This window comes from Erythrobacter oryzae (genome assembly GCF_030271515.1).
Taxonomy (GTDB): Bacteria; Pseudomonadota; Alphaproteobacteria; order Sphingomonadales; family Sphingomonadaceae; genus Erythrobacter; species Erythrobacter oryzae.
In genome coordinates this window covers 232,451-247,415 of the sequence record NZ_JASCXI010000002.1, presented here as the reverse complement: position 1 = coordinate 247,415, position 14,965 = coordinate 232,451, and the positions used below count along the sequence as shown (strand labels likewise).

General features: G+C 68.0%; 12 protein-coding genes and 2 riboswitches. Of the genes, 1 reads left to right on the top strand and 11 read right to left on the bottom strand.

Annotated elements, in window-relative coordinates; translation table 11 throughout:
- Positions 1–2: 2 nt before the first annotated feature.
- Genes PFX90_RS05950 through gcvT form a run of 3 tightly spaced genes read right to left on the bottom strand, consistent with a single transcriptional unit; the run spans position 3 to position 2,302 of the window.
- Positions 3–791 carry a hypothetical protein gene (locus PFX90_RS05950; RefSeq protein WP_285711462.1) on the bottom strand — a complete coding sequence of 263 codons (789 nt, stop codon included), beginning with the start codon at positions 789–791 and terminating at the stop codon, positions 3–5.
- Positions 788–1,159, bottom strand: coding sequence for a glycine cleavage system protein GcvH (gcvH, locus tag PFX90_RS05945; RefSeq protein WP_285711461.1), 372 nt, complete (start codon positions 1,157–1,159; stop codon positions 788–790). The genes PFX90_RS05950 and gcvH overlap by 4 nt, the downstream gene beginning before the upstream one ends.
- A gap of 3 nt (positions 1,160–1,162) precedes the next feature.
- Positions 1,163–2,302, bottom strand: a complete 1,140-nt coding sequence (gcvT, locus tag PFX90_RS05940; protein ID WP_285711460.1) for a glycine cleavage system aminomethyltransferase GcvT — start codon at positions 2,300–2,302, stop codon at positions 1,163–1,165.
- Positions 2,303–2,356: 54 nt separating this feature from the next.
- A riboswitch (glycine riboswitch) is annotated at positions 2,357–2,462 on the bottom strand.
- A riboswitch (glycine riboswitch) is annotated at positions 2,463–2,564 on the bottom strand.
- Positions 2,565–2,704: 140 nt separating this feature from the next.
- On the opposite strand from gcvT, the gene PFX90_RS05935 reads away from it, so the two are divergent.
- A complete protein-coding gene (locus PFX90_RS05935) occupies positions 2,705–3,904 on the top strand; it encodes a cation:proton antiporter (RefSeq protein WP_285711459.1) in 1,200 nt (399 codons plus the stop codon).
- Between the two features lie 350 nt (positions 3,905–4,254).
- Here PFX90_RS05935 and PFX90_RS05930 read toward each other — a convergent pair whose 3' ends face one another.
- From PFX90_RS05930 to PFX90_RS05895, 8 genes are all read right to left on the bottom strand, one after another.
- Positions 4,255–5,472: a serine hydrolase domain-containing protein gene (locus tag PFX90_RS05930; RefSeq protein ID WP_285711458.1), complete on the bottom strand. Its 1,218-nt coding sequence runs from the start codon at positions 5,470–5,472 to the stop codon at positions 4,255–4,257.
- Between the two features lie 31 nt (positions 5,473–5,503).
- Positions 5,504–8,119 carry a methionine synthase gene (metH, locus tag PFX90_RS05925; protein WP_285711457.1) on the bottom strand — a complete coding sequence of 872 codons (2,616 nt, stop codon included), beginning with the start codon at positions 8,117–8,119 and terminating at the stop codon, positions 5,504–5,506.
- Positions 8,120–8,141: 22 nt separating this feature from the next.
- Positions 8,142–9,185, bottom strand: a complete 1,044-nt coding sequence (locus tag PFX90_RS05920; RefSeq protein WP_285711456.1) for a homocysteine S-methyltransferase family protein — start codon at positions 9,183–9,185, stop codon at positions 8,142–8,144.
- On the bottom strand, positions 9,182–10,114 hold the full coding sequence (metF, locus tag PFX90_RS05915) for a methylenetetrahydrofolate reductase [NAD(P)H] (RefSeq protein WP_285711455.1): 933 nt from the start codon (positions 10,112–10,114) through the stop codon (positions 9,182–9,184). Before metF ends, PFX90_RS05920 begins: the two co-directional genes overlap by 4 nt.
- Positions 10,111–11,094, bottom strand: coding sequence for an ArsR/SmtB family transcription factor (locus PFX90_RS05910; RefSeq protein WP_285712042.1), 984 nt, complete (start codon positions 11,092–11,094; stop codon positions 10,111–10,113). Before PFX90_RS05910 ends, metF begins: the two co-directional genes overlap by 4 nt.
- 82 nt (positions 11,095–11,176) lie before the next feature.
- Positions 11,177–12,361, bottom strand: coding sequence for a galactokinase (gene galK, locus PFX90_RS05905; protein WP_285711454.1), 1,185 nt, complete (start codon positions 12,359–12,361; stop codon positions 11,177–11,179).
- Between the two features lie 19 nt (positions 12,362–12,380).
- Positions 12,381–13,415, bottom strand: a complete 1,035-nt coding sequence (locus tag PFX90_RS05900; RefSeq protein ID WP_285711453.1) for a UDP-glucose--hexose-1-phosphate uridylyltransferase — start codon at positions 13,413–13,415, stop codon at positions 12,381–12,383.
- Positions 13,412–14,905, bottom strand: coding sequence for a sodium:solute symporter family transporter (locus PFX90_RS05895; protein ID WP_285711452.1), 1,494 nt, complete (start codon positions 14,903–14,905; stop codon positions 13,412–13,414). Before PFX90_RS05895 ends, PFX90_RS05900 begins: the two co-directional genes overlap by 4 nt.
- Between the last annotated feature and the right edge of the window lie 60 nt (positions 14,906–14,965).

The window sequence follows — 14,965 nt, the reverse complement described above, 5'->3', positions numbered from 1 at the left end:
GGTCAGGTGTTGAGAGCGGCAAGGTCGGCCAGAACGCCGGCAAAGCGCGCCGGGCCGGTGTGCGAGGTGCGCATCCACGGCGCGAGCCAGATGCGGAAACCGGCGGCGCGCACGCGGCGGCAGAAGGCGTAGTCGTCGGACAGCATCTGTCCGCTTTCGGGATCGATCATCGGATGGAACAGCGCGCTCAATGTCTCGCCCACCAGCCCGCTCTCGCGGTCGATGGTGTCAGCGGCGTAGGTCAGCTCCGGGTGGCGCGCGGCGACGGTCTCGATCACGTCGCGGCGGATCACCACCAGGCCCGTGCCAATGTGCTTCAGCTCCATCGGCCGGTCGAGCGCGAAGCGGGCGGCAGGCTCCAGAGGCTCGAGCGGGAAGAGGCCCGAGAACTTCTCCAGCGCCGCCGGATTGGCCTCGGCCAGACCCTTGGCGGCGGCCTGCGCGACGAGGTTCCAGTTGATCCGCCGCTTGGGGCACGGCGCGCCGACCATCGCCAGCTGCTCGTCGCCCGCCATCTGCCGGACGAGCGCGAGCAGCTGGTCGGGCACGAAGCCGATGTCGCCGTCGATGAAGACGAGGTGCGTCGCCTCCGATTGCAGGAAGGCGGCGGCGAGGACGTTCCTCGCGCGGTCGATCACCGGATTGTTGCTGAGCCAGGCGAAGGAGCACTGCACCCCCGCCCGCTCGGCCGCGCCCGCCAGCTCCACGATGCTGCGCAGATAGTCGCCCTCGGCCCCGCCATAGAGCGGGGTGGCGACCAGCAGGCGCGGAGAGGCGGGCGCTTGGCTCACAGGTCCTCGACGAAGGCCTTGTAGCCGTCCTCGTCCATGAGCTTGTCGAGCTCGGCCGGGGCGGCGATGGTCATCTTGAAGAACCAGCCGGCATCCTCGGGCGAGGAGTTGACCAGCGAGGGGTCTTCCTCGAGCGCGCCGTTGGTCTCGGTGACCTCGCCGGTGATCGGGGCGTAGACGTCCGAGGCCGCCTTGACGCTTTCGACCACGGCGGCGTCCTTGCCCTGCTCGATCATCGCGCCGACTTCGGGCAGTTCGACGAAGACGATGTCGCCGAGCTGGCTCTGGGCATATTCGGTGATGCCGACGGTCGCGACGTCATCCTCGACGTCGATCCATTCGTGTTCGTCAGTGTAGTAGCGCGGCATGGGTCAGCTCCCTCGGTAGTAGCGGTGGGGGACGAAAGGCGTGGGCGAAACGGTGGCGGCGAGGCGCTTGCCGCGTACCTCCACCTCGATCTGGGTGCCGATGGCGGCGTGGTCGCTCGCGACATAGGCCATGGCGATGGGCGCTTGCAGCGTGGGCGAGAAGCCGCCGGAGGTGACGGTGCCGATCTTTTCGGCCCCGGCGAACACCTCCGCGCCTTCGCGGGCAGGCAGACGGCCTTCGAGCTTGAGGCCGACCCACTTGCGGGTGGTGCCTTCCACGATCTCGCGGTTGATCCGCTCGGCCCCCGGGTAGCCGCCTTCCGTGCGGCGGCGCTTGTTGATGCCGAAGGTGAGGCCCGCCTCGATCGGCGAGGTCTCGGGCGAGAGGTCGTGGCCGTAGAGCGGCAGGCCCGCCTCGAGCCGCAGCGAGTCCCGCGCTCCGAGCCCGATGGGCTTCACCTCGGGCTCGGCGCAAAGCAGGTCGGCCACTTCGGCGGCGGCTTCGGCAGGGAGCGAGATCTCGAACCCGTCCTCGCCGGTGTAGCCAGCCCGCGCAATGGTGACCTCGTGGCCGGCCAGCTTGAACTGCCCGAACTTCATGAAGGTCAGCGCCGAGAGCGGATACTCGCCGGTCGCATGGCGGGCCAGCGCGTCGGCGGCCTTGGGGCCCTGAAGCGCGAGCAGCGCGCGCTCGTCGAGGTAGTTCATGGTGATGTCGTCGGGCAGCGCCTCGCGCAGCGTGCCCATGTCGTCCCACTTGGTCGCGCCGTTGACCACCAGGTAAAGCGCCTCGGGCCAGCGCGAGACCATCAGGTCATCGAGCACCCCCCCGTTCTCGTCGAGCAGCAGCGAATAGCGCTGCTGGCCGAGCTTCAGCGTCGACAGGTCAATCGGCAGCACCGCTTCGACCGCCGCGTCCAGACCCGGCCCCGAGAGCACCAGCTGCCCCATGTGGCTGACGTCGAACAGCCCCGCACTTTCGCGCGTCCAATTGTGCTCGGCGACGATGCCTTCGTACTGGATCGGCATCTCGTAGCCCGCGAAGGGCACCATCCGCGCACCCCGCGCCCGGTGCCATGCGTCGAGCGGCAGCGGCTCCAGCGCGATGTCTTCGAGATGGTCTTCGGTATCGTGGTCGCTCACTTGGGCTATCCCCGGCAGAATACGGCAGTCCGGCAGCGCAAGCGCCGCCCTTCAACTGCCCCCTCTGTCGGGTGACCTGAGAGCTTCGGCGGGCCGCGGGCGGCCAGCCTCCCCTTCGGTGGCCCCTGACGCTGTGCCAGAGACGCTTTCCAGAGTGTCACGCAGCCGAGCGGTCCGGTGGCCTGAGAGTTTCCGGGGCGGTTGCTCCTTCGGCGCCTTTGCCCCGTTTCACCGAGGCATCGGGCTCTCCCGCTCGCCTGCCCGATGCAGAATCGCTTCTGCGCCGGAAGACCACGCGGCGATGCTTGATTTGCTGCACCGCGTCAATCGGCCACACACCCCTTTGCCGTGTGGAAAACGCAATTGCTTGGCCTTGCGCGGCCCAATAGACACTCCTTCGCCATGAACCTCACCGAAATCTACCTCATCGCCCTCACGATCATCTTCGCCGTGCCTTGGCTCGTGTGGCGCGTGTTCCGCACCGATCACTGGGCGCCGCTGGTCGTGGTCCAGATCGTCGGCGGGATCCTGCTCGGCCCCGGGGTGCTGGGCGCGGTGTTCCCCGACTACTACGCATTCGTCTTCCGCCCCGACGTCATCACCGCATTGAACGGCGTCGCGTGGTGGGCGGTGATGATGTTCGTGTGGATCGCCGGGATCGAGCTCGACCTCAGCCAGGCATGGAAGCATCGCGGCGAGACGGGCCTCACCGCCGGCCTTGCGCTCGGCATGCCCCTGCTGGCGGGGACGGCGGCGGCGGCGGTGATCCTGCAATTCCCCGGCTGGCGCGGACCCAATGGCGCGTATTGGCAGGCGCTGCTCGGCATCGGCATGGCCTGCGCGGTGACCGCGCTCCCGATCCTCGTGCTGCTGATGGAGAAGCTCGGCATCCTGCGCGAGGCGCTGGGCCAGCGCATCCTGCGATACGCCAGCCTCGACGACATCGCGATCTGGGGCGTGCTGGCGCTGATCCTGCTCGACTGGGAGCGGATCGGGCGGCAGGGCCTGTTCCTCGCCGGCTTCACGCTGGCGGCGTGGGCCATGCGCCGGTTGATGGCGCGCCTGTCCGAGAGCGACCGCTGGCCCGTCGGCCTCATCTGGCTCGCGGTGTGCGGCTTTGCGGGCGACTGGTCGGGGCTCCACTTCATGGTCGGGGCCTTCCTCGCGGGCGTGGTGCTCGATGCCAAGTGGTTCGGCCACGAGGCGATGGACCGGTTTCGCGACGTGGTGCTGCTCACCATCATGCCGGTGTTCTTCCTCTCGACCGGCCTGCGCACGCAGTGGGAGGGCGGCGGGCTCGCGGTCTTCGGCGTCGCGGCGCTGCTGCTGGTGGCGGCGGTGGGCGGCAAGCTCATCGGCGTCCACATCGCCGGACGCCTGCTCGGCTGGAGCCGCACCGAGGCGAGCCTGATCGGCTGGCTGCTCCAGACCAAGGCGCTGATCATGATCATCTTCGCGAACATCCTGCTCGACAAGCAGGTGATCACCTCCACCACCTTCACCGCGCTGCTGCTGATGGCGGTCGGGAGCACGATGCTGACCAAGCCCTTCGCCACCCCGCTGATCGCCAAGCTCGGCGGGCGGGTGAAGGCCGAGGCGTGAGGCCGTTCAGGCCGGAGCCTGTTGGAGACACATGAGACACTGTCCAGAGCGGGAAAACCGGCCCCCGCGCGCCCCGTCTGCGGCATGGTCTCAAAGAGGGGGGCGAGCGGGGTCATGGACGCGATCCTGCGCCCTTGACAGCGAGTAGGAAAGCCCCCCTCCCGCGCCGTCTTGGCGCGAGCGAATTGCCTACGTTTCGCCCCCGGTCCCTCCCCGTCCTGCAAGGATGGGGAGGTGGCATCGCGAAGCGGTGACGGAGGGGTAATCCTCCGGCGCTGTATCACCCCTCCGTCAGCCCTGCGGGCTGCCACCTCCCTATTCCGTTGGAACGGGGAGGGACTTTTCGCCCGCTACTTCCCCGCCAGTTCCAGCGCGCGGGCCATCAGCGCTTTTTCGCGAGCGGTGAAGCCGTCGGTGTCCTCGCCGCCTTCCGGGGGCGAGACCTGCGTGGTGAAATAGACGAAGCCTCGGCCCGTGCCGAGGTCGAACCACAGGCCCGATTGCAAGCCATAGGCCTCGCCCGATTGGCCCACCCGGGCCACGCCGTCGGCGAACAGCTCGTCCTTGCACGTGGCCGGTCTGGTCTGCCCCGCAATATCCCACAGCGCTTGAGGCGGATCGATGATTTGCAGGTGCAGCCCATAGATGCAGAAGAATTCCTGCTCGGGGTGGAAACTCGTGTCCCACCCGCGCTCGAAGCCCTGCCTCGCACGATCCGAGAAGAACCCGCGCCTTGCATCGAAGGCCTGCCCGATCTTCGCGAGGTCGACCATCCCGATCCGCACCCCGCCCTGCGGCGAGAAGATCGAGGCGTTGGTGCCCGGCACATAGCTTTCCAGATCGCACGCCTGCCCCTCGGCCACGGGAATCGTGCAGAAGGGCGGCATTTCGCCCGCGCCGTCCTTCGCCACCTCGCCCGTGTGGCGATAGAGCGTCACCGCACGCTCCGCCATGTCGGGCTCACAGCCTACCCAGTTGAAGCAGGCCTTCACCCCCAGCGGCGCAAACACCAGCCGCTCGGCCAGCCGGTCGAAGCGCTCGCCGCTCGCGGCTTCGAGCACGGTCGCCACCAGCGGCGCGCCGAGGTTGGAATAGAGGAAGGCGTGCGCGTCGCTCCCGCCCGGCCGCACAGCTTCGCGCCATGAGGCAGGGTCCGCGAACTTCGCTTCAAGGCTCTCACCCAGCGGAATGATGTAGTCCGCCGAACCCGAAAGCCCCGCGCGGTGCGACATCAGCTGCGCGAGCGTCACGGGCACATCAGGGAAATTGGGCGAGCGCAGCTTCCAGCCGAGATATTCCGAGACATCGCGGTCGAGATCGACCTTGCCCTCGTCCACCAGCCTGAGCGCGGTGAGCGCCATGATCAGCTTGGAGATGCTCGCGATCCGCACCGGATCATTGGCCTCGACCGCGCGGCCCGTCGCCTTGTCCGCCAGCCCTTCGACAATCAGCGGGCGAATCGTCTCCCGGTCGAAGGCCACCACCACGGTTGCAGGCGGCGGCGAGGCGACCTCGGCAGCGGCAGGCGCGGCGATCAACGCGAGGGCGGCGGCGAGGCGGCGGATCATGCCGCGCATCATCGCCGCGCCGCCCTTCGCGTCAATCGAGATTCGGCCTGAGCCAGCGCTCGGCCTGCTCGACGCTCACCCCGCGCCGCGCGGCGTAGTCTTCGAGCTGGTCGCGGCCGACGCGGGCGACGCCGAAATATTCAGCTTCGGGGTGGCCGAAATAGAAGCCGCTGACGGCGGCGGTCGGCCACATGGCGAAGCTTTCGGTCAGCGTCAGCCCGGCGTTCGCGGGCGCGTCGAGCAGGTCGAACAGGATCGGCTTCAGCGAGTGATCGGGGCAGGCCGGATAGCCCGGCGCGGGGCGGATGCCGCGATATTCCTCCTTGATCAGCGCCTCGTTCGTGAGCTGTTCGTTCGGGGCATAGCCCCACAGCGTGGTGCGCACGTGCTGGTGGAGCGCCTCGGCAAAGGCCTCGGCGAAGCGATCGGCCAGAGCCTTCAGGAGGATGTCCGAATAGTCGTCCTTGTCGGCCTGGAAGCGCGCCGAGTGGCTGTCGATTCCGTGGATGCCGACCGCAAAGCCGCCGATCCAGTCGCCCGCCGGGTCGATGAAGTCGGCAAGGCACATGTTGGCCCGGTCGCGGCTCTTCTTGACCTGCTGGCGCAGGAAGGGGAGGCGGACGTGCTCTTCGGTTTCGGGCAGGTGGATCGTGACATCATCGCCGTCACGCGCGCAGGGCCACAGCCCGGCGACGCCGCGCGCGGTGAGCCATTTCTCGGCGATCAGCCGGTCGAGCATCGCATTGGCATCGGCGAAGAGCTGGGTCGCGGTCTCGCCCACCACCTCGTCGGTGAGGATCGCGGGGTAGTTGCCGTGGAGCTCCCACGCGCGGAAGAACGGGGTCCAGTCGATGAAGTCCCTGAGGTGCGCGAGGTCCCAGTCGGGGAAGACGTGAAGGCCCGGCTGCTCGGGCGGGGCGGGCTTGTCGGAGAGGAAGGCGTCGTAGAAGTTGGCGCGCGCCTCCTCGATGCTGAGCAGCACGCTGGCCGACTTGCCCGCGCGCGCATCGCGGACGTGGGTGTATTCGTCGGCGACCTCGGCGACGTAGTCGTCGCGCTGGGTGTCCGAGAGGAGTTTGGAGGCCACCCCCACCGCGCGGCTCGCGTCGAGCACGTGGATCACGGGGCCGTCATAAGCCGGGTCGATCTTCAAGGCGGTATGGACCTTCGATGTGGTCGCCCCGCCGATCAGCAGCGGCATGGTCATCCCTGCGCGCTGCATCTCCTCGGCGACCGTCACCATCTCGTCGAGCGAAGGCGTGATGAGGCCCGAGAGGCCGATCATGTCCGCCTTGTTGTCGTTGGCGCTCTGGAGGATCGTCGGCCAGGGCACCATGACGCCGAGGTCGATCACCTCGTAGCCGTTGCACTGGAGCACGACGCCGACGATGTTCTTGCCGATGTCGTGAACGTCGCCCTTGACGGTGGCCATGATGATCTTGCCCTTGGCCTTGCGCTCCTCTTCGGGGAGCAGGTCCTTCTCGGCCTCGATGAAGGGGATGAGGTGGGCGACGGCCTTCTTCATCACGCGGGCGGACTTCACCACCTGCGGCAGGAACATCTTGCCCGATCCGAACAGGTCGCCGACGACGTTCATGCCGTCCATCAGCGGGCCTTCGATGACTTCGATAGGGCGATTGGCCAGCTGGCGCGCTTCCTCGGTGTCCTCGACGACATAGGCGTCGATGCCCTTGACCAGCGCGTGTTCCAATCGCTTTTCGACCGCCCAGCCGCGCCATTCCTCGGCGGCCTTTTCGTCGGCGACGTTCTTGCCCTTGAAGCTTTCGGCCAGCGTGATGAGGCGTTCCGTTGCGTCTGGGTCGCGGTTGAGGATCACGTCCTCGCAGGCCTCGCGCAAGGCCGGGTCTATCTGGTCGTAGACGTCCAATTGCCCCGCGTTGACGATCGCCATGTCGAGCCCGGCGGGGATGGCGTGGTAGAGGAACACCGAGTGCATCGCGCGGCGCACCGGCTCGTTGCCGCGGAAGGAGAAGCTGAGGTTGGACAGGCCGCCCGAATAGTGCGCGTGGGGGCACAGTTCGCGCAGCTCCTTCACCGCCTCGATGAAGTCGACGCCGTAATTGTTGTGCTCCTCGATCCCCGTCGCGACCGCGAAGATGTTGGGGTCGAAGATGATGTCCTCGGGGGGGAAGCCCTCTTTGACGAGCAAGTCATAGGCGCGTTTGCAGATTTCGACCTTGCGCTGCTTCGTGTCGGCCTGGCCCGTCTCGTCGAAGGCCATGACAACCACCGCCGCGCCGTAATCCATGCAGATGCGCGCGTGGTGGAGGAAGGCCTCCTCGCCCTCCTTCATGCTGATCGAGTTCACGATCGGCTTGCCGCTGACGCACTTCAGCCCCGCCTCGATCACCTCGAACTTCGAACTGTCGATCATCACCGGAACCCGGGCGATGTCGGGCTCGGCGGCGATCAGCTTGAGGAAGGTCGTCATCGCGTGGACCGCGTCGAGCAGGCCCTCGTCCATGTTGACGTCGATCACCTGCGCGCCGTTCTCGACCTGCTGGCGCGCGACCTCCACGGCGGCGGCATAGTCGCCCGCCATGATGAGCTTCTTGAACGCCGCCGAGCCGGTGACGTTGGTACGCTCGCCGATATTGATGAAGCGGGAAGAGGAGGGTTGGGTCACTTATGTTCTCTCGGAAAGGTAATCAGGCGGCGATGAAGGCCTCAAGGCCCGCCAGCTTCATCGCCGGTTCGGGCTGCGGCACGACGCGCGGTTCGCTGTTCGCCACCGCCTTGGCGATGGCGGCAATGTGGGCGGGCGAGGAGCCGCAGCACCCGCCAAGGATGTTGACCTGGCCGTGATCGGCCCAGTCCTTGACCAGCCCCGCGGTGGTGTCGGGCAGCTCGTCATATTCGCCCAGCTCGTTGGGCAGCCCCGCATTGGGGTAGATCATCAGCAGCGTGTCGGCGATCTGCGACAAGACCTTCACATGCGGGCGCAATTGCTCCGCTCCGAAGCTGCAATTCAGGCCGATGGTGACGGGCTTGGCGTGGCGCACCGCATACCAGAAGGCCTCGACCGTGTGGCCCGAGAGGTTGCGGCCCGACAGGTCGGTGAGCGTCATCGAGATCATCACCGGCACCTCGCGGCCCAGCTCGCGCTCGAGCTTCTTCACCGCCATCACCCCGGCCTTGGCGTTGAGGGTGTCGAACACGGTCTCGATCAGGATGAAGTCCACCCCGCCCTCGACCAGCGCGCGCGCCTGTTCGAGATAGACGTCGACCAGATAGTCGAAGGTGATTTCGCGGAAGCCCGGGTCTTCGACGTCGGGGCTCAGCGAGAGCGTCTTGTTGGTTGGCCCGATCGCGCCTGCGACGAAGCGGGCGCGACCATCCTTGGCCTGATATTCATCCGCCAGCGCGCGCGCGAGCTTGCCGCTCGCGACGTTGATCTCGCGCACCAGCCCTTCGGCGGCGTAATCGGCCTGCGAGATGCGGTTGGCCGAGAAGGTGTTGGTCGAGACGATGTCCGAACCCGCCTCGAAGTAGGCGCGGGTGATGTCGCTCAGCACGTCGGGGCGCGTGAGGGCGAGAATGTCGTTGTTGCCCTTCTGGTCGGCGGGCAGGCCGAGGTCGCCGGCGTAGTCTTCCTCGGACAGCTTCCGCAGCTGGATCTGCGTCCCGAAGGCGCCGTCGAAGATCAGCACGCGGTCCTTTGCGGCGGCGAGGAGTTGTTCGCGCTTGCTCATGCGGCGTTCTCCGAAACGGGCCGCTTCCCGAGCATGTGGCAGATCGCATAGGCGAGCTCGGGGCGGTTCAAGGTGTAGAAGTGGAAATCGCGCACCCCGCCCGCATAGAGGCGGCGGCACAGCTCGGCGGCGACCGTGGCGGCGACGAGCTGGCGCGCGGCGGGCTTTTCGTCGAGGCCTTCGAAGAGGCCGTCCATCCACACCGGGAACTCGGCCCCGCAGGCGGCGGCGAACTTGCGCGCCTGCGCCACGTTCGTGACCGGCAGAATGCCCGGCAGGATCGGGGCGTCGATCCCCGCAGCGGCGCACTTGTCGCGGAAGCGGAAGAAGGTTTCGGCCGAGAAGAAGAACTGGCTGATCGCCCGCGTGGCCCCGGCATCGAGCTTGCGCTTGAGGTTGTCGATATCGTCCTGCGGCGAGCGCGCGTCAGGGTGCGTCTCGGGATAGGCGGCAACGCTGATTTCGAACGGAGCGATGGCCTTGAGGCCCGCTACAAGGTCGGCCGCGCCGGTATAGCCCTCGGGGTGCGGGGTGAAGGGCGCGCCCGGCTCCCCGGCATCGCCGCGCAACGCCACGATATGGCGCACGCCCGCTTCCCAATATTGCTCGGCGACCTCGCGGATTTCCGCCTTGCTCGCCGCGACGCAGGTGAGGTGCGCGGCGGCGGGGAGCTTCGCCTCGCCGATGATCCGCGCGACCGTGGCGTGCGTCCGCTCGCGGGTCGATCCGCCCGCGCCGTAGGTGACCGAGACGAAGCTCGGCCCCAGCGGCTTCAGCTGCGTGACCGCATCCCACAGCTGCTCTTCCATCTTCTCGCTCTTGGGCGGGAAGAATTCGAAGCTCACCGCGACATCGCCCGGCAGGCCGGAGAACAGCGGCGTGTCGGTGGCGGTGCGGTATTCGTGGAGCTGGTTGAGGGTCGGGGTCATTTGGCAGATTCCAGAGCGGGGGATTTCTTGGGAGCGGCGGGGCTGCGGCGGGTGGCGGTCCAGATCTTGACCACCAGCGCGCCACCCTCGAGCGCGGTGGGCGGACTGGCGGTGAAGCCTGCGCCCTTCAGCAGCTCGGCCATCTGGCGGTCCGAGAAGCCGAGGCGCACGTGCTGGTGGCGGGTGCGCAGCTCCTCGTGATCGTGGCTGGCGAAGTCGACGATTGCGATCCGTCCCCCGCCGCGCAGCACCCGCGCGGCTTCGGCCAGCGCCGGGGCGGGATCGGGGGCGAAGTGCAGCACCTGGTGGAGGATCACCGTGTCGAAGCTGGCATCGGGGAAGGGCAGATCGGCAAAATCGCCCTGCACCAGCTCGACGCGGTGCGCGGGCAGGTGCTGGAGCTTGGCGCGGGCGACGCGCAGCATTTCGAGGTTCTTGTCGAGCGCGACGATGCGTTCGGCGTGATCGGCGAAGAGCTCGGCGATGCGGCCCGTGCCGGTGCCGATGTCGAGCAGCGCGCCCAGCGGGGCATCGGCCAGCGCCTCGGCGAGGCGGGTCTCGACCTCGGCATCGGCGCTGTGGAGCGCGCGCAGCTCGTCCCACTCGCCGGCGTGGCGGGCGAAATAGGTCTCCGCCGCCGCCTCGCGCGCCTGCCGGATCGCGGCGAGTTTCTTGCGGTCGGCCTCGCACAGGGCGGCGAAGGCGGGTTCCTGTTCTTCGGCGAGCGCGAGCAGCGCCTGCACCGCATCGACCACGGGGCCAGCCGATTCGCTCTGGCGCAGGAACACCCACGAGCCTTCGCGGCGGCGTTCGGCGAGGCCCGCGTCGCACAGGATGCCGACATGGCGCGAGACGCGCGGCTGGCTCTGGCCGAGCACCTGCGCGAGTTCGCCCACGGCCAGTTCCATCGCGCCCAAGAGGCGGGCGATACGCAGCCGGGTCGGATCGCCCAGCGCCTTGAAGATGTCCTCGATCACCATCGTGACGGAGAGCATATAAAGATATTTTTATATCTGTAAATCACCCGCGAGATGCGGCGCCGCAAAAATCCCGCGCGTCCGCCTATTCCAGCACGATCTCCGCCGCGCCGCTGATCGGCCGGAACACCTCGGCCCGCGCGGGCAGATCGGCCTCGTCGTTGTAGCGCCCGATCGCCTCGTCGATCGCCTCGCCCGATTCATGCTTGGCCACCGCGACAAGGCACCCGCCGAAGCCCGCGCCCGTCAGCCTCACCCCGCCCGTATCGCCCAGCGTCTCGGACACCATCTGCGCCAGCCGGTCGATCGGCGGGAGCGAGACCTCGAAGTCCTCCGATAGCGACAGGTGCGCCTCGCGCATGACCTGCGCGAGCGTGGCCGCATCCCCGCGGGCGAGCGCGACGCCGACCGGCTCGACCCGGTCGAGCTCGCTCACCACGTGGCGGGCGCGGCGGTAGAGCGTGTGGTCGATATCGACCTCGGCGCGCAGCAAGGTGCCGTAATCGAGATCGCGCAGCGCCTTGACCCCGAAATGCTGCGCCACCGCCTCGCATTCCGCGCGGCGCTGGTTGAAGGCGCTTTCGGTGAGGCTGCGGCGGAGGCCGGTGTCGATGACGGTGATCGCTAGGCTCTTGTGCACCGGCACCGGCATGAAGTCGAGGCTGCGGCAATCGAGCAGCAGCGCATGGCCCGCGATGCTGGCGGCGGCGGCCATCTGGTCCATGATCCCGCAGGCGCAGCCGACGAAATCGTTCTCGGCCAGCTGCGCGACCTTGGCGAGCATCTCGGGGGACAGCGGGAGGCCCGAATAGTCCGAGCACGCGAGCGCCACCGCGACGCCGAAGGCCGCCGAGGAGGACAGCCCCGCCCCGATCGGCACGTCGCCCGCAATCGCGATCCGCATCGGGCGCACCTTGTGGCCATAGCGCCCCAGCGCCTGCACCACCCCGCGCACATGGTTCTGCCAGTTGTTGTCGCCCGGCCGGATCGGCGCGAGCAGATCGAAGCTGTCGCGCGCGCTCGCCATGTCGCCCATGTCGAGCGCGACCGCCTCGAACAGCTTGTCCTTGGTCTGCGGCCCCAAGGGCCCGGCGGCGACGATCGTCTCGCGGTCGATCGCGCAGGGGAGCACGAAACCGTCGTTGTAATCGACATGCTCGCCGATCAGGTTGACGCGGCCGGGCGCGGCGTAGAAGCGCGCGGGCTCGACCCCGTAGGCCAGCCGGTAGCCCTGCCGGGCGCGGGCAATCAGTCTTTCGCGGCGATCCATCGTTCGAGCCTGTCTTTCGTTACCCGCGGTAATGCACCAAGCCGTTGGCGGAACGCAACATCTCTGCCGCGCGCTCGGGGGTGAGATCGCGCTGCGGTTCGGCGAGCATCTCGTAGCCGACCATGAACTTGCGCACCGAGGCCGAGCGCAGCAGCGGCGGGTAGAAATGGGCGTGGAGCTGCCAGTGCTCCTGCGAGCCTTGCGTGAAGGGGGCCTGATGCCAGCCCATCGAATAGGGGAAGGACGTCCGGAACAGGTTGTCGTAGCGGGTGGTGAGCGCCTTGAGGATCGCTGCAAGGCTGTCGCGCTGGCCGCCCGTCAGCTGCGGCATCCGCTGGACGGCAAAGCGCGGCAGCAGCAGTGTCTCGAACGGCCAGGCCGCCCAGAAGGGGATGATGGCGAGCCAGTCGTCGTTGCTTTCGATCACGCGCTCGCTCGCCGCTTCGCGCTCGGCCAGATCGAGCAGCATGGGCCTGCCGTGCGCGGCGAGGTATTCGCGCTGGGCCCTGTCCTCGGTCGCGGTTTCCTGTGGCAGGTGCGACGTCGCCCAGAGCTGCCCGTGGGGGTGCGGGTTGGAGCAGCCCATCATCGCCCCCTTGTTCTCGAACACCTGCACGTGGGCAAAGCGCGCGCCGAGCTCGGCGGTTTGGTCGGCCCAGCAGTCGATCACGGCGCGCAGCTGCTGCGGCGTCAGCAGCGGGAGCGACTTGCCGTGATCGGGCGAGAAGCAGATCACCCGGCACACCCCGGTCGAGGGCTCGGCACGCAGCAAGGGATCTTCCGAGAGCGCCCACTGTCCGAAAGGGCCTTCGGCTTCGGCGAGCAGCGCGGGGAAGTCGTTGTCGAAGACGTGGACGCCCGCGTAATCCGGGTTCGCCTCGCCGCCGACCCGCGCGTTGCCGGGGCACAGGTAGCAGGCCGGATCATAGGCGGGCGGCGGCGGATCGGGCTCGCTCACCTCGCCCTGCCACGGCCGCCCCATGCGCTGGGGCGAGACCTGCACCCAGCTACGGTTGAGCGGATTGAACCGGCGGTGGGGCTGGTCGAGGTTCATCCGAAGACCTCTTCCTCGGGCCGCTTCGCCAGCTGCGCGAACACCTCGCGCGGGGCGAAGCGCGCCCGCCCGCCCAGCGCGAAGCGGTTGAAGGCGAGCGCCGCGATCACGCTCGTCGCCAGCGTCACCACCATGAAGTCGATGTAGTGGAGCCCGATCGCGCCCGCCGGTTCGGCGACGAAGCTGAAGAGCGCATAGAGCACAAAGCCCCACACCACGCCCACGATCGCCGCGCGGCTCTCGACCCCGGTGAACAGCAGCCCGACGATGAAGGCCGAGAGGATCGGCATCGAGCTCAGGCCGTTCAACTGCTGGAGCAGGTTGATGATGCTCTTGGCGTTGTCGAACACCGGCACCAGCGCCACCGAGGCTACCGTCAGCACCACGGTGACGATCCCCGACAGCCGCCAGTGGTTTGCGACCTTGCCGACGAATTTCTCGTGGAAGTCGACCGCGTAGAGGCCGACGGCGGCGTTCATCACCGCGGCGGTGTGGGCGATCACGGCAGCGGCGATGGCGGCGGCGAAGACGCCCGAGAGCCACGGCGGCAGCACCTCGCCCACCAGCCTGCCGTAAGCCGCATCGTCGATGTCGCCGAACAGCTGGAAGGCGACCACGCCGGGGATCACCACGATCGCGGGGATGATGAGGATGCGCACCACCGCGGCGGCAAGCACGCCCTTCTGCGCCTCGCGCACATTGGGCGCGGCCATCGCCTTCTGGGTGATCGGCTGGTTGGTCGACCAGTAGTAGATCTGGATGAAGATCATGCCGGTGAACAGGGTGTGGAACGGGATCGGGCTGTCGGCCGCGCCGATCATGGTGAGGCGCTCAGGGGGAACGCCGCGGGCAATGTCCCAGTCGACCGCGTTCAGAGCCAGCACCACCACCAGCACGGCGATGGCGAGGACGCCGATGCCCGAATAGGTCTCCATCACCGCCACCGCTCTGAGGCCGCCCGTCATGGTATAGGCCGCCGCGATCACCCCCAGCAGCCCCGCCAGCACCAGCAGCGGAAAGTCGATCCCGGCAGTCTTCAGGAACAGCGCCCCCGAATAGAGCCCGGCGGGGAGGTAGATCAGCACCATCCCGAACAGGAACAGCGCCGACACCAGCGTGCGGATTCCCCCGCCGCCATAACGCTGTTCCAGAAGTTCGGTCACGGTCGTGACTCTCGCCCGGTAATAGATCGGCACAAACACATAGGCGAGGATCAGCAGGCCCACGAAGCCGCTGATCTCCCACCAGGCGAGCAGCAGCATCTGGTTGCCGTTCATGCCGACGAGCTGGTCGGTCGAGAGGTTGGTGAGCGTGATCGCCCCCGCGACGAACAGCCACGAGAGCTTGCCGCCCGCGAGATAGACGTCCTTCTTCGACCCGTCATGGCGCTCGCGCCTGAGCGTCAGCCACGTCGCCAGCGCAATCGCGAGCGTCAGGCCGAGGCACACGGCGATCTGCGTCGGGTCTCCCCCTCCGGCGGCTTGTGGCATTTGCGCGCTTTCCCCTCTCTCTCGGCGCGGTTACAGCGCAATGGCGGGCCAGCGGCAAGC